Origin of the sequence: Thalassobium sp. R2A62, assembly GCF_000161835.1 — a bacterium.
Lineage (GTDB): Bacteria > Pseudomonadota > Alphaproteobacteria > Rhodobacterales > Rhodobacteraceae > Thalassobium.
The window spans coordinates 2,744,438-2,765,626 of the sequence record NZ_GG697169.2; the positions used below are offsets into that span (position 1 = coordinate 2,744,438).

The following is a 21,189-nucleotide window of genomic DNA, read 5'->3' on the forward strand; positions in this document are numbered from 1 at the left end:
GTCCTAAATCCTAAGGCGGACCATGAGCAAAGGATTGGGTCTTGGCAAGCTATGACATCACAGTGCGTGGGGCAGGGGTCATGGGCCTCTCGGTCGCCTATGTCTGTGCCCGCCGTGGTGCGCGGGTGCAGGTGGTCGATCCGAACGGTCCCGCATCAGGCGCATCGGGTGGTATCGTTGGCGCGCTGGCCCCACATACCCCCGAAAACTGGAACCCGAAAAAGGCGTTTCAATTCGACAGCCTGATGATGTCAGGCGACTTTTGGCAGGGGGTCGAGGTGACCTCGGGGTTGCCCACGGGCTATGCCCGAACCGGTCGCATCCAACCCATCGCCGACGACCACGCGCTAGGCTTGGCACAGGCCCGCGCCGAGACATCTAAAACCCTCTGGCAAGGCCGCGCCACATGGACAATCGAGGACGCAGGCGACTGGGCGCCTCTGTCACCGTCTGGCGAAATCATCCACGACACACTCTCGGCGCGTTTGATGCCGCGCCAAGCCACGCTGTCTCTGGCGGCGGCTGTCACAGCGCTAGGTGGATCTGTCGTGCCAGACGCCCCTGACAGCGGCGCAGTCCTCTGGGCGACAGGCGTCACCGACCTCGATGAAATGACAGCCCAGCACACCCGTCTCGTCGGTGCAGGTATCAAAGGGCAGGCGGCTCTTATTGCCTATGACGCCCGCGATCTGCCCCAGCTATTTGGGGACACCGTTCATATCATTCCACATCATGACGGGACGACCGCCATCGGTTCGACTACCGAACGCGACTTTAAAAACACCGATCTCGATGCGCTGCTGGATGACGTCCTAACACGCGCCTACGGCGTGGCCCCGATGTTGCGCGACGCCCCAGTGATCGAGCGTTGGGCAGGTGTTCGCCCCCGTGCCCGAAGCCGTGCGCCGATGATCGGGCACCACCCGTTTCGCACAGGTCATTTCATTGCAAATGGTGGGTTCAAAATCGGCTTTGGCATGGCGCCGAAACTGGCCGAGGTTATGGCCGACCTGATCCTAGAAGGACGCGACGCAATCCCAGATGGGTTCGAAGCAACCGCCTCGCTCTAGCTGATATCTGCGATCAGACACTGCCGCCCGTCCGCAGCACGCACCCATCCCGTATCGCCCTTAAGGCATAACACGGCCCGTTCTTTCAAAATCAACGGCGCGGTCAGCCTGAATGAAAAACTGTTCAATGCGCCGCGCTCGCGCATCGCCATCAGCATCAACATCTGCGCCAACAGTGGCCCATGTACGACCAATCCCTCGTACCCTTCGACCCGCCGCGCATAGGGGCTGTCATAGTGAATACGGTGCCCGTTCATCGTCAGCGCCGAATACCGGAACAACAACGTGCTATCGAAATCCACATTCTCGAGCCGTGCCTCATCACTGCGCGCCATCGGGGCCTCAGGAACAGGTGCCCCTTCGACCGGATCACTGCGATAGACCAACTCTTGCCACTCGGTCAGAACCAACTGATGCCGCTGTTTTACGTCATGGCGAATGCGCACAAACGCCAAAGGGCCGGACCGCCCGTCTTTGCGCGTGACGCTCTCGATCTGGCTGCTGCGCGATGCCTTGATCCCTGCAATCAGCGACTGATGCCAGACACATTTTCCAGCGGCCCACATCCGTCGGGGCAACCCCATGTCACGGGTAAATTCCCCCGTTGCCGGATGCCCATCGCGCCCCAACGCAGCAGGCGGCTGCGGATCCCAAAAATAGAGCTGATGAAAAAATGGCGGCAACGGATCGCCAAAGCCTGGAATGTCATCCAGCCCCAGCGCCACAGCCCACGCCGCCGCGCGTGCGGGGTCCATCACGTCTTCTATTGTTTGCCTCTGTTCGGTGCCCGTGTTCATTTGGTGTAACTACCCGACATCCAACCCCAAGGCCAAGCCCGAATGACATCTATCCTGAGCCTCGACCATCTCGTGCTGACTGTCGCCGATATTGATGCGACCGTCGCGTTCTATTCCAAACTCGGCATGACGGCCGCGACGTTCCATCCCGCCGATGGAACCAGCCGCACCGCGCTAAAATTCGGGAACCAAAAGATCAACCTGCACCTCGCCGGCGCCGAATTCGAACCCAAAGCCCACCGTGCCACACCCGGCTCTGCCGACCTGTGTTTTCTTGTGACCAGCGACCCCACGGACACCCTGAACGCCTACGGCATCCAGATCGTCGATGGCCCCGTCACCCGCACCGGTGCCACCGGTCCGATTACGTCCATCTACATACGCGACCCCGATGGGAATTTGGTCGAGCTGGGGGTGGTCATCTGAAATCAATGGCAGGCGGATTCTCGTAAAACTCGTGGAATAGGTTTGCACAGAAGTCGTAGCCACCGTCCCCACTCGAAACGTTGAAGAAAAATGGCTACTTCGGTCGATGACAGCGCTTACTTCATTTTTAGGCACCAGCCCCCAAATTTGACCACCAAAAGTAGTGGTCCGCTTAAAAACAATTAGGTCTTTCTCAACGGCAACTACTGCAGCAATGGCGGACCTACCGTCCTTTAGGCAAATTTCGGTGCGAAACTCATTGGTCAAAAACTCCATTTGGGCACTCGCTACGAATGGAAGGAGGCCAAGGATAAACGCAACAGTAAGCATCGCGGCACCACCACCAGCGTGACCAAAGTTGAATTTTCTTCTCAGGATGAACGAAATCAGCGCTGTCGTGATGCCCAACAATGCAATGCCAGCGAGAGAGAGCTTATGTTCATACGTCAAAGCGTCAAAGCGCATGTACGACGGCATAAAGAGAAAAATTAGGAATAGAGACAGCGTTGCAAATGATAGGTTTCGCAGAGTTTTGTGAAGACTAGTGCTTGCCCCAGGGATCCATTCGAAAGAAAATAAAGCTGCGGTGACAATCCGAGACGTGCCGAGTGCACCGGCCAAGAATAGCGCCAGAATGGAAAGTTGTTTGCTTAAGAAGGACAGCCCCAGTACCGCGGCTACGCTATGAGGAAGTTCCAAAAAATAGAAAATATGAAAAGACCGATGAACAGCTAATGATCCCAAAGGCCACAAACAAACCCTTGCCTAGGTCGAATTTTTTTAGCCGGTTAGTAGTGGTCTTTCCAAAGGGATTGAGCTCATCGGAAGCCTTGTTTGTGATCTCTTGAGACATTTTTCGTGAGATACCTAATCTTTATTCATCTACACCATAGTACCCCTGAGTGTGGTTGGCCGTCTGTCCATAAGTCAAATGTTATCTTACCCCAACAACGCGCTCGCAGGCTAAGCCGCAAGAACCACCGCGACCGCACAGCACGCGATGATGATCCACGGGGATATCACAGCCCCAATTGCCCGACCAATCCGTCCAGTGCCTTGGCGTAGCGTTCGTCAATCAATCGCCCGTCTTCGTCAAATGCGCTGTGTGATGCGGCAACCAGCACCTCGGGTCCCGTCAGTACCCGCGCACCAAAGGGCACCATGCACAGCCGCAATGAAAACTGCGACCGCTCGCCGCCTGCGCGGCCTGCCGCCGCCGACATGATCGCGACGAGTTTGTCTGCCCACGGTTTGCCATCGGTCCGGCTGACCCAGTCCAACGCGTTTTTCAGAACACCCGACAGGGCTTTGTTGTATTCTGGTGTGGCGATGACCACCGCGTCGGCAATGGTGATTTGGTTGGCTAGTGTTTGCACAGCGACGGGCAAACCATCCGCTTCGAGGTCGCCATCATAGAGCGGCAAACGCAAATCCGCCTCGATCAATGTGTCCGCACCGGACACGCGCAGCGCCTCGCGCATCAACAATGTATTTGTCGATGCTGCGCGCAGCGATCCCGAAATACCCAAAACTGTTGTCATGCTCGCGTCCTTTGTCTGTTGCGATGTGCGGCAGGCTTTGCCACTCTCCTCACACCTATCTCGCAGGAGTGTTCAATGTCCAACCCCACCCGTCACGGCGGAGCCGTCTTGGCCGACCATCTGGTCACCTACGGCGTGCGCCGCGTTTTCTCTGTTCCAGGCGAGAGCTTTCTTGCGGCGCTTGATGGGCTGCACGACACAGGGATCGACAACATTGTCTGCCGCCAAGAAGGTGGCGCTGCGATGATGGCCGAAGCCTATGGCAAGCTGACGGGAACACCGGGTGTGTGTTTTGTCACCCGTGGGCCGGGGGCCACAAATGCCAGCGCGGGGATCCACATCGCGCAACAGGACAGCACGCCCATGGTGATGTTTGTGGGCCAGATCGCCCGTGATCAAACCGACCGCGAAGCGTTCCAAGAAGTGGACTATACTCAAATGTTTGGTGGCCTCGCCAAATGGACGGCACAGATCAATCAGACCGAACGGTTGGGCGAATACATTGCCCGTGCCTTCCGTGTGGCAATGTCCGGACGTCCCGGCCCCGTGGTGCTGGCTCTGCCCGAGGATATGCTCAGCGCGCTGGTTGATCACGCACCAGCCGCTCCTATTTCGCCGCCAATTAGACCCGCCCCCGACGGGCAAGCGATCCTTGATCTTTTGGCGGATGCGGAACGCCCGCTTATTGTCGCGGGTGGCCCGCTTTGGTCTCAGACTGCGGCGGATAATCTCGCTATGTTTGCAGCCACCCAGAACATCCCCATGACCACGGGTTTCCGGCGCCAAGATCTCGCTGACAATAGCCACCCTTGTTATGCCGGTGATCTCAATGTGGCGATCAATCCAGCGCTGGCTCTGCGGGTTCGTGACGCTGATACGATCCTGCTGTTGGGCACTCGGTTGGGCGACATCGAAACCCAAGGCTACACGCTGCTCGACCCCGCCGGTCACGGCAAAACGCTGATCCATGTCCACGCAAGTGATGACGAATTGGGCCGCGTCTATGCCCCGACCCTTGCCGTTCACACGACCGCACCTTTGATGCTGGAACAGCTGGCCACCGCCCCGCGCGTCACGGGTGATATCGACGATTGGACCGCATCCGCGCGCGCAGATTACGACATGTGGATCACGCCCAAAGAGACACCCGGCGACGTTAAGATGGAGCAGGTCATCGCCCATCTCAATGATGTCCTGCCCGAGGATGCAATTCTCACCAACGGTGCGGGCAACTACGCCGGTTGGCTGCACCGCTACTATGTCTGGACCAAATACAGCACCCAGCTCGCCCCGACGTCGGGCAGTATGGGATACGGCTTTCCAGCGGCGATTTCCGCAGCTCTGGAACACCCCGACCGGCCTGTGATTTGTCTCGCGGGTGATGGCTGTTTCCAAATGACATGCAACGAATTGAGCACCGCGAAACAGTATGGCGCAAACCTGACTGTGATTGTTGTGAACAATGGCCGCTATGGCACAATCCGTATGCACCAAGAGGTCAACTACCCCTCTCGCGTCTCAGGCACTGTGTTGGAAAATCCCGACTTTGCCGCCCTTGCGAAGGCCTACGGCGGGCACGGCGAAACGGTCTTGGATCAATCACAGTTAGAGGGTGCGCTGTCCCGTGCATTGGCTCACAACGGCCCGTCTGTCATTGAACTAACAGTCGACCCCGAGGCGCTGACCACTGGGCGCACATTGACCCAAATCCGCGAGGCCGCGACCTAAAGAATCTGCCAAGGCGCGTAAGTGTTCTCTTGCCACTCCGCGCGGTGCAACAGCGGCGTGTCATCCGCCTGTGCCGCGTGCCCTAAACACAGATAGCCAGTCAACGACCAGCCATCGGGCACACCCAAAACCGAACAGACCGCATCAGGGTCGAGGATCGAAACCCAACCAACCCCAATGTTATGGGCGCGTGCCGCGAGCCAAAGGGTATGGATCGCGGTGACTGTCGAATATTGCAACATCTCTGGCATGGTCTGACGACCCAGACCGCGACCTTCGGCAGGGGCCAGTTCTGTGAAAAACGCCAAATGCACTGGCGCCTCGCGCAACCCCGCGAGTTTCAGCGCGTCATACCGTGCGCGCGCTTCGTCATCATACATCTTGGCAGCCTCGGCATTGGCCTTGGCAAAATTCTCGATAACGGCCTCACGCAACGCGGGCGTGGCCACCTCGCGCACCCGCCATGGGCGGGCGTTTCCAACCGACGGCGCAAAATCCACCGCAACCCGCAGGGCATCCATTACCTCGGGCGCAATCGGATCGGGCCGGAAATGGCGCACATCGCGGCGCCATTGCAGGATGTCATTCAGCGCTGCACGGTGGGACGCGTCCAGCTTCATCCGGACTGCCAGTTCTTGGATTGGTTCGGCAGGAACGCTTCGACCGCAGCGCTCGCAATAACGATGACGTTGCCGTTGTCTGGGTTCGTCACATTCAATCCGCCTTTGACGGCGCTGACGCTGACACGTCCGCGCGGCAGACCCTCGGTCAGTGCATCCAGATCCACAACGTCAGGATCGCCGACACCCACGGTCACCTGAACGCGCATTTCGTCGTGCGAAATCTCGAGCGTTTCAAACAGCGGCAGCGACGAATGCCGGATCGCGTCTTCGATCGCGCGTTTCGCGGCCTTGGTATAATCCATGCCGTACAGGTCGTTGCCCATGCCCATCTCGATAATGATCCGCTGGTCCATCACACGCGCTCCATCTCAAAGGCGACCGAGATCGCGACATTGGCAATGATGGTCGGCTCACCGTCAGGGCGCGGAATGTTCAGCCCGCCCTCGACAACCGACACGCTGACATTGCCGTAGGGGAACACGTCCGACAGCACAGATGCATCCACGGCATCCGGTTCCTGAACGCCGACTTCCAGAAGGATTTGCATCGCCTCTTTTTCGAACCCAAAGACTTCGGCCATGTTGATCGAATTGTGCCATAGCGCGTCTTGCACGGCGCGTTTGGCCGCACCCGTATAATCACGCTGCCGCAGCGATGTTCCCATCCCAAATTCTGTCAAAACCCGCTTGGCCATTCTGATCTCCAATCCCGTTCCCAGCCGTTATGAACCATGCCTTTGCCAAAGGCAAAACCCCGCGTCAGGCGCTCTCACTGCCAAGGATTTGAAAAATCAGCAAAAAACCGCCATCGACCCTTAACAAACCGTTAACGAAATCTTAACCGCGATTTCGCACATTAACCTTTGGTTAAAACTTGCAACATTTTGGATTGCGCGACCGTGCGCACACCAAAATCAAATTATGCAAAATACATAAAACAGATCTGAAAATTACACAAAATACGGCAAAGAACGGTCGCCTTAACGAACAATTCGTTCACCGTTTCAGATTTGGTTAATCAGAATTCCACGCCGATCTGCGCCTTGATCCCAGACCGGAACGGATGCTTGACCAGTTCCATCTCAGTGACCAGGTCCGCATGTTCGATCAGGTCGGCATGGGCGTTGCGCCCCGTCAGAACCACATGGGTCATTTCGGGTTTTTCGTCGCGCAAGAACGCCACCACTTCTGCCGCGTCGACATAGTCATAGCGAATGGCGATGTTGATTTCGTCCAGCAAAACCATGTGGTTGGTGGGATCACGAATCAGGTCTTTGGCTTGGGCCCATGCGGCCTGTGCCATCTCTGTGTCACGGCTCTTGTCTTGCGTTTCCCACGTAAAGCCTTCGCCCATGGTGTGGAACGCACAAGTATCTGTAAATTTTGATAAAATCAGGTCTCTTTCGCCGGTGGACATGCCGCCTTTGATGAACTGGACGACCGCACATTTCATGTCATGCGCGACGCATCTAAAGATCATTCCAAACGCTGCCGAAGACTTGCCCTTGCCCTTGCCCGTATGGACAATCACTAGGCCTTTCTTGTCGGTCTTGGTCGCCATGATCTTGTCCCGCGCGGCCTTTTTCTTGGCCATTTTCATCGCGTGGCGGTCTGTATCCTCGGTCATCGAAAATCTCCGTTTTTGCTGACATTGAGATGACCCAATGCCAAGACAAAACGCAATCGGAATCCGAGGTAAAAGGAAAATCGACCGGTAGGTTGGTATTTGGGGAACCTACCGGTCGAACGCGTCGCCTGCCAGCTGACGCGAGAGTGGGCCTACAGAACTGACGGGGATAGACAGTTAGCTCTTGGCCGTCCCTGAGCATGGGCGGAGTGCAACATGTTCATTAGGATCTTGGTAATCTGTGGACTGAATAATGCCGCTGGCGAAAACGGCGGTTATCCGAAAGGCGCTTTGGAAGGATTTGGCGTCCCCACTTTGGCATCGTCAAAATTGTTAAATAAACACCGCTTACTAAAATTGGGCTGTAATTCAGCTCGATCATGATGCCTGCTATGGCGTGCCCCGCAAAAAGGATTAAAATGATCCCGGTGGGCAATCCGCGCCGATCGCTGTCTTCTTGGTATGACATGGTCGGAGGCATTTTGGTTTCTCCCGTAATGATTTTGAGCCCTATCTCGTAGCGAGCCGCAATAATTCCTGCGCACCTTCTAATGGTGGAATGTGCCATGGTGATTTACGATGTATAGTTGCGCAGTAGTGGAATTGCTTTTTTGCAGTGTGACGATATCGTGCTTTTTTGCGACTTCGACGTATCTAATATGATATATTTAGATACAGCGTCATATACTTTCCGATAGCCACCTGTCCGTAATATGTTCTGTCGACCCCGACAGTGGTTCACTAGTTTTCCGTCAAACGGTTTTTCAAAGTGTACCAAGGATATTTTTTAGGAATGTACGACTGGAATAATTTTCAATACGTTCTCGCATTGAACGAAGCCGGCACGATGAAACGTGCCGCAGTATTGCTCGGGACCAATCCGACAACGGTGTCGCGCCATATCAAAAAATTGAATGATATGAGCGGCTACATGATCTTTGTTCAGGGCCAAGGTGGTGAATGGAAAATCACCGACGAAGGCAAAACTCTGCTCGAGTTGGCCAGCGATTTCCAAGAGCGCGTGGATCGTCTCGAAGATCTACGCGAGCGTCGATCGAGACAGGAAACGATCACTATTACATCGATCGAGTTCTTGCTGACTTACTTTCTTGCACCACGTATAAACGAGGCGATCGATTGCTATCCCGATACCTTGATCAAGCTCCGTGGATCGGACAAACGACTTAGCCTAGCTTATGGCGAGGCAGACCTCGCACTGCGGTTTGCGCGACCTGTCGAAGGGCAGCTTGTCGCGTCAAAAATCTCTGAAATGCCATTCTACTTGTGGTCAGAGACTGGGGCGCTGCCAGACGCATGGGTGGGGCTGGACGAACCTCTGGACTGGGTCCCTGAGATGCAATTGGCGCACAAGGTATTCTCTGGGCCGCCGCTCGTGCGGGTGACATCATTTGCTGCATTGGGCGAAGCCGCCGCAGCGCTTGGTATCGCGGCCGTTGGCCCCGAACGCGTTATGAGCGAAATCCCGAAACTCAAGAAAGTTGAGAGCGTTGAACCCGTCTATCGCGAAATCTGGAGCGTCATTCACGAAAACCGGCGGCATGACAAACGGCTGGCTGCGGTCCGTGAATGGGCCAAGTTGATCGTCTAAGATCGCTTGGCCGTGATTTGATCAATCCTAGCGCGAGCCGAGTTCGACCGCGGGGTCCAAAGCCCCCGATCAATCGCTTCTTGTAGCCGTTCGGCCATTTCACTCAGCGCGGTCGGGTTATGTTCTTCGATCCAGTCACGGACCTTTTCGTCCTCGAGAAACGCGGCCTCGACTAAATCAAAATGGTGATTCTTGACCGCACCAGTCGTCGCTGCAAAAGCGAACAGATAATCCAACGACGCGGCCATTTCGAACGCGCCCTTGTAGCCGTGACGCATGACGCCATCGATCCACTTTGGGTTCACAACGCGGGACCGCACGACGCGTCCGATTTCATCGTCCAACGTGCGGATCACAGGTCGTTCGGGACGGCTATGGTCATTGTGATAAATTGGCCTGTCGCGCCCTTGCAGGGCTGAAATTGCGGCGGCTGCTCCACCCTCGAACTGATAGTAGTCGTCGGAATCCAAAATATCATGTTCGCGGTTGTCTTGGTTTTGAACAATCGCTTCTGCTTGACCCAATCGCGCCTCAAATTCGTCGCGATGAAACACCCCTTCGCCACCTGCACCATAGGCATAGCTGCCCCATTCTAGGTAGGCTTCGGCGAGGTCGGATTTGTCGCCCCATAATCGTTCGTCAATCATCGCCTGTAAACCCGCGCCATAGGCACCGGGTTTGGACCCGAATACCCGCGACATCTGACCTTCGGCACGGGCTCGTGCAGCGGCGGGGTTTTGATCGTCAGGTTCGTCCAGCGCCATGACGGCCCGCGCCGCACTGTCGACCAACGCGATTAACTGGGGGAAGGCATCGCGGAAAAAGCCAGAGACGCGCAAGGTCACATCCACACGAGGCCGCCCCAACACACCCGATGGCAAAATCTCAAAGCCTGTGACGCGGCGATTGGCGCTGTCCCATTTAGGTTTGACGCCCATGAGCGCGAGACATTGCGCGATGTCATCGCCACCCGTGCGCATGTTCGCAGTGCCCCAAGCATTGACCAGCATCGTGCGGGGCCAGTCACCGTGATCTTGGAGATGCTTTTCAATCAACAAATTGGCTGACTTCCAACCCAACGCCCATGCCGTTGGCGTCGGCACGGCGCGGCTATCGACAGAAAAGAAATTGCGCCCAGTTGGCAAAACATCAAGCCGCCCGCGTGTGGGCGCGCCCGACGGGGCCGGGGCTATGAACTGCCCTGCAAGAGCGGTGAGAAGCCCCGCAGCTTCGGACCCGCCGCAGGCTCTGACAGTTGGGCGGATCGTCGTCTCTATGTGGTCTAAGACCTGCTGGCTGGCTGCACCCGTGGCTGGGATCAACCGATCCAAATGGGCAATGGCCAATAGCTCTAACCGTTCAACAGTGTCACCATTTGTGCGCCATGTGTCATCGGTCAAATCGGACAAGACTTGCGGGCGTGGGCCATCCCAGGTTCCAGACATTTCACAATCAAGCGGGTCAAACCCAAGAGACAGGTCATCGGCCATGGCACGTAACAGCGACGCGTCTACGCCGGTTCCGTCCCCGCGTGGCACACGCGCCAGAGCGATGCTCAGATCCCGTTCCAGACGTCCATCGGGCGAAAGTCCAAAGACATGAAGGCCGTCCCGAATTTGCGCCTCTTTCAGGTCACACAGATAGGCGTCTAGCTTGGCCAAATCACGGTATTCGTCGCCAGTGTCCATGCCAACGTCGGCGGCCAACCCCGTCGCTGACGTGAGCGAGAAAATCTCGCGACGCAGGTGTTCGATACGCCGTGGATCAATGCCAGCGGCCTCGTAGTATTCGTCGACCAACGCTTCGAGATCGCGCAGCGGGCCATAGGTCTCGGCGCGGGTCAGCGGTGGGGTCAGGTGATCGACGATGACCGCCTGCGCACGACGTTTCGCCTGTGTGCCTTCGCCGGGGTCATTGACGATAAAGGGATAGACATGGGGCATCGGCCCAAGCACCGCCTCGGGGAGGCAGGTCTCAGACAGCGCCAACGCTTTGCCAGGCAACCATTCAAGATTGCCGTGCTTGCCCATGTGCACCACCGCGTGGGCACCCCAATGGTGTCTGATCCAAAAATAGAACGCGAGATAGTTGTGCGGTGGGACGAGGTCCGGACAGTGGTAGGTCTCGGTCGGATCAATGTTATAGCCGCGTGCAGGTTGCAGCCCGACAATGGCGTTGCCGAACTTGAGGATCGACAGTTTGATGCCATCCCCATCGACAAATGGATCATCTGCCGCATTGCCCCAACGCTCGGTGATCTGTTGTTTGACGTCCCAAGGGAGCGCGTCGAAATACTGTTGGTACAGCTCTAGTAATAGCGCTTCGCCACCTGTCCGGTCCGCCCGATCCGTCAGCCAGTTCGTTGGCCCCGCGATCACGCGTTTCATCAATGCATCGCTGTCGGCTGGGACGTCACCGATTGCATAGCCCTCTGCCGCCAACAGGCCCAAAGCATGGACCGTTGCCGCAGGGGTATCTAGGCCGACGCCATTGGCGAGACGCCCGTCTTTGTTCGGATAGTTCGCGAGGATCAATGCGACCTTGCGATCTGTGGTTTCGGTCGTTCTGAGCCGTGCCCAATTGGCTGCGAGATCGGCGACAAAGTCGATGCGGTTCCCGTGGGCCTGATAGCTGGCGATCGCGCATTCTGTTGCTTCGTCGAAATAGGCTTCGCCCTTAAAGCTGATTGCGCGCGACAGGATACGACCGTCCACTTCGGGCAGGGCCACGTTCATAGCGATGTCGCGGGCTGATAGACTGTTTAACCCGTCTTCCCATGTCGATTGGGTGCCAGCGGCAAGCACGGTTTGAAAGACGGGCGCCTTGTTCGCTGAGGCGTGTGTCAGCGGGTTCGCGGGACCGGTGTCGCCCGCATGGGGCGAACCTACTGCAAAGCTGGTGGCGTTTAGGATCACGCTGGGCGGCGCGGCAGTGAACAACTGTTCTAGGGTCGCCTGCGAAACCGGATCTTTGAGCGAGGCCGCAAAAATCGGCAGCGGGTTCAATCCTCGCTTTAGAAGCGCCTTGGTCATCCGGTTGATCGGGTTTAGTCCCGCGCCTTGGACGAGCGCGCGGTAGAATACCAGCGGCACAATTGGCGCGCCGTCGGTCCATGCTGCCTGAGCTGTGGTCAGATCACTGACCCCAGCACCGGGCCAATAGACACCAGCACGCAAGAGCGGGCTCGCTGCAGGCGGGCGTTCGGTGCCCTGCACCATCGCGCGGGCGTAGGTCAAAAACTGGGTTGCGTTGTCGGGGCCACCCTCGACCAAATAGGCCCAGAGCGCGTCGTAGTCCGCGTCGGACACCGATGACAGGCTGCGCAATTCATCGTCGGGTTTGTCGTCACCCGGCAGGAACGCGACAGGGACATTACACGCATGCAGCGTCGCGGAATATTGCGCCAATCCGTATTTCCAGTAGCCCGATCCGCCGAGCACACGCACGATCACCAGTTCGGATTTATCGGCACAGTTTTCGAGATGCAGATCAACCGACATCGGATGTTGCAAATACATCATGCTGGCCAACCGCAACGTTGGCGGGGCGTCCATTTCTGATCGCGCTTGGGACAATGCAGCAAGCTCGGTATCAGCCGCACTGATGAACACGACTTGGGCAGGTGTTTGACCTAGATCAATAGGTTCTGATCCATCGTCGATTTGACCCGGTGTGGCGGCAAGAAGATGCATGAGCCGACCCTTGTGTTAGGCTGCGATTTGCGGCACAGGCTGCGCCACACCGCTAGAGGACGAGATATGGACTACAAAGCCGCAGGCGCGCCCAAGGGCCCGAGCAAACCGCCGCGTCACCGCGAACACAATAGCTTTGGCAGTTCGAAAAAGCCGTTTGGATCGCGTCCCGACAAGGCCGAACTGCTCGCGCGTATGAAGGCGAACGTGGAAAAGAACAAAGCGGCCAAGTAACGGGATCACAAGACGCGTTCCATAAAGATGCTGCTGTTAGCCTCGACGTAGTCGCCAAAGACGCCGCAGTCGGTAAACCCGTGGCGGCGGTAGAGTTTGTGCGCCGCATATAGAACGTTGCCGGTCTCTAATTTCATTGTCGCCAACCCAAGCGCGCGCGCCTCGTCGATCAGCCCGGTCATTAATGCGTCCGCCGCACCAGAGCCGCGGGCATCCTCGGATACGAACATCGACTTCACCTCGCCGTAGTCACCTTTGTTGGCGAGCGCTGCGGTGCCAATGATAGTGCCGTCGCGTTTGGCCACGAGAAACGAAATGTCGGGCGAGACCAACGCGTCAACCTCGAGGTAATAGTTGTCCTCTGGTGGAAAGAGGCTTTCCATCAATGCATGGCTGGCTTGTAGCAGGGCGGTGGCCTGTGGGTGATGAGGATCACCCTTTTCGACGGTGGCGGTCATCCCAATGCCTTTTCAATCGCGGCGCGATCTAGGCCAGCTTGACCGATGACGACCAGACGGGTTTCACGCGGGTTGGTGCCAAAGGGTTGGTCGAAATATGTGTCAACGCGAGGGCCAACGGCTTGCAACGTCAGGCGCATGGGTTTGCCCTGAACTGCTGCAAAACCTTTGAGCCGCAGGATGTCATGGGCACGGATCACATCGGCAACCTGTTCTGTAAATGCGCCGGCGTCGGTGATCTCGCAACGGGTGACGACAAAGCTCTCGAATTCGTTGTGATCATGGTCGTGGTGATGATGGTGGTGATCGTCATCGTGATGGTCGTCGTGGTGATCATCGTCATGATCGTGATGGTGATGATGCACCTCGTGACGCGCTTCCAAATCATTCTCGGACCCAATCCCTTGGCCCAGCAGAACATCAACCGGCAGTGCGCCCATCGAGGTTTTCACGACCTGCACGCCCGTGCGGCTGTCGGATTTGAGCGTAGCAACAAGCGCCTCTGCCTCGGGGCCATCCAGCAGGTCAGTTTTGTTCACGACGATCATATCGGCACAGGCGATCTGGTCCTCAAAGAGTTCTGACAGCGGCGTCTCGTGGTCCAGGTTTTCGTCCATCTTGCGCTGGGCATCGACGGCGGCGACGTTATGGGCAAAGCGCCCCTCGGTCACGGCCTTGCCATCAACAACGGTTACAACTCCGTCGACCGTCACTTTGGTCGAAATCTCGGGCCAGTTGAATGCGCGCACCAGCGGCTGTGGCAGGGCAAGGCCAGAGGTCTCGATCACGATGTGGTCAGGCGCGTTTTCTCTAGCGAGCAATTTTTCCATCGTTGGGACAAAGTCCTCGGCAACGGTACAACAGATACACCCGTTCGACAGCTCCATGATGTCGTCCTCGGTGCAGGTCTCGTCACCGCACCCTTTTAGGATGTCACCATCAACACCCAAGTCGCCGAACTCATTGATGATCAGCGCGATCCGTTTGCCATTCGCGTTCTCTAGCATGTGGCGGATCAGAGTGGTTTTACCAGCACCTAGAAAGCCGGTGACGACGGTGGCAGGAATTTTAGCGGGCATATCGGTAACTTTCGTAGAGCGGCAAGGTATCGTTTGGTTCGATAGATTAAACAGGGTGAAGCGAAGGTGCGTTAGCCCCTCGAAGCACAAGAAGAGATTTTCAGAGTAGCACTGCGGGTCGCGCAGACCGTGCTGCAGTTCGCGTGGACGGGCGGAATGGTGGCATCGCCCTAGCCAGATCGTTCATGTCGTCTCCTCCTCCCGTCATCCCCGACGGGTGATAAAATCGCACGCCATAGGTTGGACGCGTGCACGGCTGGTCTCCTGGCTTGTGGGTCGATGCGCGTCGTCGCCTTCCCGGAGTGATCCAGTGGCGTGTGACGGGCGCTCTCCACATACAGTCGCGGGGGCGGCTGTGGCATGAGACCCCCGACTTGGATCGGTCCGCACCACATTCCCATTTGATCCCCAGACGCTTTGCGCCACAGCGGGGAACCATGCTGTTCTGGTTTGCGCTTTAGCTGCAGGAGGCGTCAAGAAGGATTCCGACATGTCGTACAGTTCAAACGGCGTTTTTCGAACCAGTCATGCCTCTGGATCCCGCTTTGTGTGAATAAAGACGCAGATGTTTGGCAATATCTTGTGGATAAGTAGGCGGAAACGGGCAGATGCTGTGTCTGGGGCGTTGACTTGGGCCAGTGTGGGCGGTCAGGCTTGCTCAACTCTAGGAATCACAAGGGCATCGCAACGTGCGCTTTTCGAAACTCAGGCTAAATGGCTTTAAAAGCTTTGTCGATCCGACCGATTTGATTATCGCGGATGGCCTGACAGGTGTTGTCGGACCCAATGGGTGTGGCAAGTCCAACCTGCTCGAGGCGTTGCGCTGGGTGATGGGCGAAAACCGCCCCACGGCGATGCGTGGCGGCGGGATGGAGGACGTGATCTTTGCGGGTGCTGCAACACGACCGGCACGTAACTTTGCCGAGGTGTCGCTGATCATCGACAACGGTGAGCGTCTGGCGCCGGCGGCGTTTAACGACAGTGACAATCTCGAGATTATCCGCCGGATCACGCGGGATGTGGGTTCGGCCTACAAGGCGAACACCAAAGACATTCGGGCCCGTGACGTACAAATGCTGTTTGCGGATGCCTCGACCGGTGCGCATTCGCCCGCGTTGGTGCGGCAGGGTCAGATATCGGAACTAATTAATTCCAAACCAAAGGCACGGCGCCGTATTCTGGAAGAAGCCGCAGGCATTTCGGGCCTGTACCAGCGACGTCACGAGGCCGAACTAAAGCTGCGTGGGGCCGAGACAAACCTCGCTCGCGTTGATGATGTGATCGAACAATTGGCGTCTCAGTTGTCCTCGCTTGCCCGTCAGGCACGTCAGGCGGCGCGGTATCGCGAGATCGGCGAAGCGCTACGCAAGGCAGAGGGTTTGCTTTTGTATCGTCGGTGGCGCGAGGCCGATGAATCGCGCGCCGAAACTGCGGGCGAATTGACTACGCGGACCACCCAAGCGGCGCAAGCCGAAGGGCTGGCCCGCACGGCATCGAAAACGCGGATTGCTTCGGACGAGGCGCTTCCTGCTTTGCGGGAAGAAGAGGCGATTGCGGCCGCAGTATTGCAACGATTGCAGGTTCAGCGCGACACCCTCAGCGATCAAGAGGAACGCGCGCTTGCGACGATTGAGACGCTGGAAGCGCGGATCGAACAATTGGCCCGCGACATCGAGCGTGAAAGCGGTCTGAACAAGGATGCTGGCGAGACGATTGAGCGGCTCGAATGGGAAGCCCGCGAGATTGCCAAGGCTGGCGAAGGACACGATCAACGGTTGGCCGAAGCGTCCGAAGCAGCACGCGATGCGGCCAAGGTTTTGCAAGACCGCGAGTCGGACCTAAGCCAATTGACCGAAGATGTTGCTCGGCTTGCGGCACGCCACCAATCGGCGGCACGCCTGCTGGATGACAGCAAAAAGACACTGGCAAAGTCAGAGGCCGAAGCCGAACGCGCCCAAGGTACTGTTCGCGATGCCCAAGGTGCCGTTGAAAAAGCTATCACTGATTTTGGTTTGGCTGAAGAAGCCGAGAAGACGGCGGTCAAAACAGCGGCGTCTGCAGATGAGGCATTGGTTGCAGCCGAGGCCGCAAGGGCGGAAACCCAAGGGCGCGAAGCGGATGCACGGGCCGAAAGATCAGAGGCCGAAGGCGAGGCAAACGCGCTGCGGGCCGAGGTCAACGCATTGGCAAAACTGGTTGAACGCGACGCGACCGAAGGCGGCCAGATTCTAGATGTCCTGCGAGTTCAGGGCGGCTATGAAAAGGCGCTGGGTGCCGCATTGGCGGATGATCTGCGCGCCCCGCAAGTGCGCGCAGATGCCAAGTCGGGTTGGGCCGTTTTACCTGGCTATGCAAGCGCGCAATTCCTGCCTGCGGGTGTTGATGCGCTGACCAATTTCGTGTCGGTCCCCGAGGTGCTGGTGCGCCGTATGGGGCAGATTGGTTTGGTCGTTGCGGCGGATGGCCCGCGCTTGCAACAGGATTTGTTGCCGGGTCAGCGGCTCGTTTCGATCGAAGGTGACCTGTGGCGCTGGGATGGCTTTCGTGCGGGTGCTGAGGATGCGCCGTCAGCGGCTGCATTGCGCCTGCAACAGTTGAACCGTCTGGTCGAGCTCAAGCGTGATCTCGAAGATGCATCGGCGCGGGCAGACGGCGCGCGCATGGCACACGAGACGTTGACGCAGCGGATGGCTGACTTGACGGCTGCAGATCAGGCCGCGCGACAAGCGCGCCGTGATGCGGATCGTTTGGTCGCCGAGGCGAACAGAAGCCTGTCGCGGGCCGAGGCGGATCGCAATCTGGCGCAAGGGCGGCTCGAGAGTTTGGGGCTGGCAGTGACCCGTCATGAAGACGAGGCGACAGCGGCTCGTAAGACTTTGACCGAGGCCGAACGTGGCGTTGCGGAATTGGCCGATCTCGACACGGCTCGTGCGGCAGTTGAAGACGTCAAAATGACTGTTGAAGCGGCGCGGATGACGATGATGTCCAAACGGTCGGCCCATGACGAGGTCCGCCGCGAGGGCGAAGCACGGACCCGTCGTAGCCAAGAGATCACCAAAGAAACGAGCGGCTGGAAGCACCGGCTCGAGACTGCAAACACGCGAACATCCGAGCTGCGCGAGCGCAAGGAAACGTCTGAATTCGAGTTGAAAGATGCGACTGCAGCACCCGAAGAAATTGCCGCGAAACGGTCCGAGTTGGCCGACGCGATTGATGAAGCCGAGACGCGTCGCAAGGCCGCCGCCGATAAATTGGCCGAAGCGGAAACCGCTGCGCGTGAAGCGGACCGTAACATGCGCGATGCCGAACGTTTGGCATCAGAAGCACGTGAAGCGCGTGCGCGGTCCGAGGCCCGTGCTGACGCCGCCCGCGAGACTGTGGCCTATGCAGCCGAGCGCATTCAAGAAGCGCTTGAGACGACGCCGGAGCAGCTGTTGGAAACGCTAGAGGTGGATGTAGACCAGATGCCTGCGTCCGACAAAATCGAAGCGGATGTGAACCAATACAAGCGCCAGCGCGATGCATTGGGCGCGGTGAACCTGCGGGCCGAAGAGGACGCAAAAGAGGTCCAATTCGAGCATGACGAATTGGTCAACGAAAAGGCCGATCTCGAAGGTGCGATCCGCGAATTACGCGTCGGTATTGCGAGCCTGAACAAAGAGGGCCGCGAACGTTTGCTGACTGCTTTTGAGCAGGTAAACTCCTCCTTCGGCGTGCTTTTCTCGCACTTGTTTGGTGGCGGCGAGGCCAAACTGGTCTTGGTGGAATCAGACGATCCGCTCGAGGCTGGGCTTGAGATTATGTGCCAACCACCAGGCAAGAAGTTGAGCACCTTGAGCCTGCTGTCTGGTGGCGAACAGACGCTAACGGCGCTTGCCCTGATCTTTGCTGTGTTCCTTGCGAACCCTGCGCCGATCTGTGTGCTCGACGAGGTCGACGCGCCGCTGGACGATGCCAACGTGACGCGTTTCTGTGACCTCTTGGACGAGATGACACGCCGCACGAATACGCGGTTCCTGATCATCACCCACCACGCGGTCACAATGAGTCGCATGGACCGCTTGTTCGGTGTGACGATGGGCGAACAGGGTGTGTCGCAACTGGTGTCTGTGGACCTTAAACAAGCAGAAACGATGGTCGCTTAACCCTTTTGGGGCGGTTGTAGAACAGATCGTTAAGGCGGTCTGGAATTTACGAGTTTTATGTATTTCAGCGTCGATGTTTCGCAATTTGCATAATTTCGACTTGGTATGCGTGCTGTCCGTTTCTGCTAGATCCTGTGGTTCTGATCGAATGGTAAATGAACGATAGGGTTCATTACTTTTTGTTTAGGATTTCTTGATGCTTCTCGCGGGATTGTGACGCCTGCGTTAACAATTGATCGCTAGGCTGGTTCCAAAGGGGACAATGATGCTGAGATTCATAGCGATGATTTTGATGGCGACACCGGTCGCGGCACAAGAGTTTCCGACCCGTGGCGGAGACGAGATTTTCGACACCAACGCGACGCGCGACGTCATTGTCGAGAAGAGCCACGAATTCTATGATGGCGGCGTTTCGTTCTATTCGATCAGCGTCGACTATTCCTATACCTACCCTGACGGAGGCCGCGCCTTTGGCCGCTATGAGCTGGGCGAAGATGGTGTCGTTTGCACGTTCTTCAGGCATGGATTTGAACGGTGTGATCTCTATGTTCAGGACGCCAGAGGGTTGGTCCTGATCACACAGGATAGCGACCGTTTCCTGGTCCGTTGATTAGTCGTAGGGCAGATCAGAAGCCGCTACATCGACATAGTTGGGCGGTGGCGTTTCTGTAAGTTTGCGCACGTTGATTTGGCTCTGTCCCAACGTCATGGCACGCACGATGCGGTGCATACCGTCCATCACGCAACCATCTGCACATAGCAATATCGGATAGCTGAGATCGGCCTCTTGGGTTTGCACCATGTGGGCGGCAATATTGCGGATTTCCGGTAACGATGGAGGAAGAGCATGCCAATAGGGCTTGTCCAATTCGGTGATGTCAGAAATCGCCAATTGTACAACTGGCAGGTTTTCGGACAACGCGATTAGGCGGCGCACATCCCAGATATGGACCTGTGTGCCGACCTGTCTGAAATGGTACTGTGGGCGGATCAAAGGCGCCCCAACAATTCCCGCGTTGGCCAGGCGTCTGCGGGCATTCCAAGGCGCGATTGTTCGGCCTGCACAGCAGCACGGGTTTTGGACCCTAGGATGCCGTCGGCACCGCCAACGTCGTGGCCACGAGATTGCAATTTCCGCTGCAGCTGTTCGACTTCGGCACCGGACAAACCACGTGGGGGCGTGCCCTCATTATAGCGTTGTGCACCTGACAAACGGGTTGCCATGTAGGCGGCGGATGTCACGTAGACAAAGCTCTGGTTCCATTCAAAATAGACGTCAAAATTGGGGTAGGCGATGAAGGCCGGACCGTTGCGACCCATCGGTAAGACCAGCGAGGTCGGCAGGCCGTTGTCGAGGTTTCCACGCCGCGCACGCACGCCCATTGCGGCCCAGTCCCGAGCCGCTTTCTTGGTGGTTAAACCTGACTGGGACCAGTCGAGATTTGTGGGCACTGTTACTTCAACCAGCCACGGTTGGTTGGGCTGCCAGCCGAGGTCGCGCAGCATGGACGCGGCAGAGGTCAGAGCGTCTGGTGCGGATGTCTTGATGCTGACCTGACCGTCGCCATCGCCATCACGACCGTTGGTCAATAGGTCCTCGGGCAGCATTTGAACCATCCCGATTTCCCCGGCCCAAGCACCTGTTGTACGCGCAGGGTCAAAGTCGCCATTCTCAAAGAGTTCCAGAGCGGCAAAGATCTGGGGGCGGAACAATTCGGGGCGGCGACAGTCATGCGCAAGAGTGACGAGCGCGTTCAAAGTGTTAAAGTTTCCTTGGACCGCGCCATAGTCTGTTTCGAGCGCCCAAAAGGCCAACAGCACGCCACGAGGAACACCGTATTCGGCCTCGATCCGGCGGAATGTGTTGTTGAAACGATCCGAATTCCGCGCGCCATTGTTTAGTCGGCCCTGTGAAATGACGGCTTGGGAAAAGGCGAGAAAATCTTTTTGAAAGACACCTTGCGAGCGGTCAGCATTGATCACGGATTGTTCGAAACGCGCAGAGGAAAAGAAGCGATCGACGGTAGACTTTGGGTGACCCTTTTGCGTGGCTTCGGCTTTGAGACCGGCGACGAAATTACCAAAATTCCCACCGCATTGAGCGTTGGCCGATGTAGCAAGAAGTGTTGCAGCTAGGGTCAGAGCAAGGCGCATAAAAAGT

Annotated in this window: 19 protein-coding genes and 1 riboswitch; of the genes, 7 read left to right on the forward strand and 12 right to left on the reverse strand. The window is 57.3% G+C overall.

Annotation, left to right across the window (positions count from 1 at the left end):
- The first annotated feature begins 41 nt into the window (after positions 1-41).
- A complete protein-coding gene (locus tag TR2A62_RS13685) occupies positions 42-1,070 on the forward strand; it encodes an FAD-binding oxidoreductase (protein WP_009160257.1) in 1,029 nt (342 codons plus the stop codon).
- On the opposite strand, the gene TR2A62_RS13690 is transcribed toward TR2A62_RS13685, so the two are convergent.
- On the reverse strand, positions 1,067-1,867 hold the full coding sequence (locus TR2A62_RS13690; protein ID WP_009159642.1) for a MaoC family dehydratase N-terminal domain-containing protein: 801 nt from the start codon (positions 1,865-1,867) through the stop codon (positions 1,067-1,069). The two genes, TR2A62_RS13685 and TR2A62_RS13690, sit on opposite strands and share 4 nt — an antisense overlap.
- A gap of 42 nt (positions 1,868-1,909) precedes the next feature.
- Here TR2A62_RS13690 and TR2A62_RS13695 point away from each other — a divergent pair, with 42 nt between their 5' ends.
- Entirely contained in the window at positions 1,910-2,293 is a 384-nt protein-coding gene (locus TR2A62_RS13695; RefSeq protein ID WP_009158008.1) for a VOC family protein, read from the forward strand.
- Positions 2,294-3,312: 1,019 nt separating this feature from the next.
- Here the strand turns inward: TR2A62_RS13695 and TR2A62_RS13700 are convergent.
- Complete coding sequence (locus TR2A62_RS13700; protein WP_009157484.1) at positions 3,313-3,834, reverse strand: NADPH-dependent FMN reductase; 522 nt, start codon at positions 3,832-3,834, stop codon at positions 3,313-3,315.
- A 75-nt stretch (positions 3,835-3,909) separates the two neighbouring features.
- On the opposite strand from TR2A62_RS13700, the gene TR2A62_RS13705 reads away from it, so the two are divergent.
- Positions 3,910-5,562, forward strand: coding sequence for a thiamine pyrophosphate-binding protein (locus TR2A62_RS13705; RefSeq protein ID WP_009159426.1), 1,653 nt, complete (start codon positions 3,910-3,912; stop codon positions 5,560-5,562).
- Here TR2A62_RS13705 and bluB read toward each other — a convergent pair.
- The 5 genes from bluB to TR2A62_RS19195 form a co-directional block, all read right to left on the reverse strand.
- Positions 5,559-6,182: a 5,6-dimethylbenzimidazole synthase gene (gene bluB / locus TR2A62_RS13710; protein ID WP_009158299.1), complete on the reverse strand. Its 624-nt coding sequence runs from the start codon at positions 6,180-6,182 to the stop codon at positions 5,559-5,561. The genes TR2A62_RS13705 and bluB overlap by 4 nt on opposite strands.
- Positions 6,179-6,538 (reverse strand): Lin0512 family protein, encoded by a 360-nt coding sequence (locus tag TR2A62_RS13715; RefSeq protein ID WP_009160454.1) that lies wholly within the window; start codon positions 6,536-6,538, stop codon positions 6,179-6,181. The genes bluB and TR2A62_RS13715 overlap by 4 nt, the downstream gene beginning before the upstream one ends.
- A complete protein-coding gene (locus TR2A62_RS13720; RefSeq protein ID WP_009159845.1) occupies positions 6,538-6,879 on the reverse strand; it encodes a Lin0512 family protein in 342 nt (113 codons plus the stop codon). Before TR2A62_RS13720 ends, TR2A62_RS13715 begins: the two co-directional genes overlap by 1 nt.
- A 323-nt stretch (positions 6,880-7,202) precedes the next feature.
- A complete protein-coding gene (gene cobO, locus TR2A62_RS13725; protein WP_009159026.1) occupies positions 7,203-7,811 on the reverse strand; it encodes a cob(I)yrinic acid a,c-diamide adenosyltransferase in 609 nt (202 codons plus the stop codon).
- A 223-nt stretch (positions 7,812-8,034) separates the two neighbouring features.
- Positions 8,035-8,379 (reverse strand): hypothetical protein, encoded by a 345-nt coding sequence (locus tag TR2A62_RS19195; protein ID WP_223296121.1) that lies wholly within the window; start codon positions 8,377-8,379, stop codon positions 8,035-8,037.
- Positions 8,380-8,604: 225 nt separating this feature from the next.
- Here TR2A62_RS19195 and TR2A62_RS13730 point away from each other — a divergent pair, with 225 nt between their 5' ends.
- Complete coding sequence (locus TR2A62_RS13730) at positions 8,605-9,420, forward strand: LysR family transcriptional regulator (protein WP_009160182.1); 816 nt, start codon at positions 8,605-8,607, stop codon at positions 9,418-9,420.
- Here TR2A62_RS13730 and cobN read toward each other — a convergent pair.
- Positions 9,417-13,112 carry a cobaltochelatase subunit CobN gene (cobN, locus tag TR2A62_RS13735; RefSeq protein ID WP_009159647.1) on the reverse strand — a complete coding sequence of 1,232 codons (3,696 nt, stop codon included), beginning with the start codon at positions 13,110-13,112 and terminating at the stop codon, positions 9,417-9,419. The genes TR2A62_RS13730 and cobN overlap by 4 nt on opposite strands.
- Before the next feature lie 66 nt (positions 13,113-13,178).
- Between cobN and TR2A62_RS18835 the strand changes: the two genes are divergently transcribed.
- Positions 13,179-13,346 (forward strand): hypothetical protein, encoded by a 168-nt coding sequence (locus tag TR2A62_RS18835; RefSeq protein WP_009158065.1) that lies wholly within the window; start codon positions 13,179-13,181, stop codon positions 13,344-13,346.
- Between the two features lie 5 nt (positions 13,347-13,351).
- Here the strand turns inward: TR2A62_RS18835 and TR2A62_RS13745 are convergent, their stop codons facing one another.
- Together TR2A62_RS13745 and cobW are read right to left on the reverse strand one after the other, a co-directional pair.
- Complete coding sequence (locus tag TR2A62_RS13745; RefSeq protein ID WP_009158562.1) at positions 13,352-13,804, reverse strand: GNAT family N-acetyltransferase; 453 nt, start codon at positions 13,802-13,804, stop codon at positions 13,352-13,354.
- Positions 13,801-14,883 (reverse strand): cobalamin biosynthesis protein CobW, encoded by a 1,083-nt coding sequence (cobW, locus tag TR2A62_RS13750; protein ID WP_009159509.1) that lies wholly within the window; start codon positions 14,881-14,883, stop codon positions 13,801-13,803. The genes TR2A62_RS13745 and cobW overlap by 4 nt, the downstream gene beginning before the upstream one ends.
- 236 nt (positions 14,884-15,119) lie before the next feature.
- A riboswitch (cobalamin riboswitch) is annotated at positions 15,120-15,338 on the reverse strand.
- A 234-nt stretch (positions 15,339-15,572) separates the two neighbouring features.
- Between cobW and smc the strand changes: the two genes are divergently transcribed.
- Together smc and TR2A62_RS13760 are read left to right on the forward strand one after the other, a co-directional pair.
- Positions 15,573-19,028, forward strand: a complete 3,456-nt coding sequence (smc, locus tag TR2A62_RS13755) for a chromosome segregation protein SMC (protein ID WP_009159617.1) — start codon at positions 15,573-15,575, stop codon at positions 19,026-19,028.
- A 265-nt stretch (positions 19,029-19,293) separates the two neighbouring features.
- Complete coding sequence (locus TR2A62_RS13760; protein ID WP_009160685.1) at positions 19,294-19,638, forward strand: hypothetical protein; 345 nt, start codon at positions 19,294-19,296, stop codon at positions 19,636-19,638.
- Here TR2A62_RS13760 and TR2A62_RS13765 read toward each other — a convergent pair whose 3' ends face one another.
- Together TR2A62_RS13765 and TR2A62_RS13770 are read right to left on the reverse strand one after the other, a co-directional pair.
- Complete coding sequence (locus TR2A62_RS13765; protein ID WP_009159600.1) at positions 19,639-20,022, reverse strand: hypothetical protein; 384 nt, start codon at positions 20,020-20,022, stop codon at positions 19,639-19,641.
- Positions 20,019-21,182, reverse strand: a complete 1,164-nt coding sequence (locus tag TR2A62_RS13770) for a lytic murein transglycosylase (RefSeq protein WP_009160319.1) — start codon at positions 21,180-21,182, stop codon at positions 20,019-20,021. Before TR2A62_RS13770 ends, TR2A62_RS13765 begins: the two co-directional genes overlap by 4 nt.
- Positions 21,183-21,189 lie beyond the last annotated feature (7 nt).

Coding starts and splice junctions, on each gene's coding strand:
- TR2A62_RS13690 (WP_009159642.1), bottom strand. CDS start 1,867: ATGAACACGGGCACCGAACAGAGGCAAACAATAGAAGACGTGATGGAC.
- TR2A62_RS13695 (WP_009158008.1), top strand. CDS start 1,910: ATGACATCTATCCTGAGCCTCGACCATCTCGTGCTGACTGTCGCCGAT.
- TR2A62_RS13700 (WP_009157484.1), bottom strand. CDS start 3,834: ATGACAACAGTTTTGGGTATTTCGGGATCGCTGCGCGCAGCATCGACA.
- TR2A62_RS13705 (WP_009159426.1), top strand. CDS start 3,910: ATGTCCAACCCCACCCGTCACGGCGGAGCCGTCTTGGCCGACCATCTG.
- bluB (WP_009158299.1), bottom strand. CDS start 6,182: ATGAAGCTGGACGCGTCCCACCGTGCAGCGCTGAATGACATCCTGCAA.
- TR2A62_RS13715 (WP_009160454.1), bottom strand. CDS start 6,538: ATGGACCAGCGGATCATTATCGAGATGGGCATGGGCAACGACCTGTAC.
- TR2A62_RS13720 (WP_009159845.1), bottom strand. CDS start 6,879: ATGGCCAAGCGGGTTTTGACAGAATTTGGGATGGGAACATCGCTGCGG.
- cobO (WP_009159026.1), bottom strand. CDS start 7,811: ATGACCGAGGATACAGACCGCCACGCGATGAAAATGGCCAAGAAAAAG.
- TR2A62_RS19195 (WP_223296121.1), bottom strand. CDS start 8,379: ATGGCACATTCCACCATTAGAAGGTGCGCAGGAATTATTGCGGCTCGC.
- TR2A62_RS13730 (WP_009160182.1), top strand. CDS start 8,605: ATGTACGACTGGAATAATTTTCAATACGTTCTCGCATTGAACGAAGCC.
- cobN (WP_009159647.1), bottom strand. CDS start 13,112: ATGCATCTTCTTGCCGCCACACCGGGTCAAATCGACGATGGATCAGAA.
- TR2A62_RS18835 (WP_009158065.1), top strand. CDS start 13,179: ATGGACTACAAAGCCGCAGGCGCGCCCAAGGGCCCGAGCAAACCGCCG.
- TR2A62_RS13745 (WP_009158562.1), bottom strand. CDS start 13,804: ATGACCGCCACCGTCGAAAAGGGTGATCCTCATCACCCACAGGCCACC.
- cobW (WP_009159509.1), bottom strand. CDS start 14,883: ATGCCCGCTAAAATTCCTGCCACCGTCGTCACCGGCTTTCTAGGTGCT.
- TR2A62_RS13760 (WP_009160685.1), top strand. CDS start 19,294: ATGCTGAGATTCATAGCGATGATTTTGATGGCGACACCGGTCGCGGCA.
- TR2A62_RS13770 (WP_009160319.1), bottom strand. CDS start 21,182: ATGCGCCTTGCTCTGACCCTAGCTGCAACACTTCTTGCTACATCGGCC.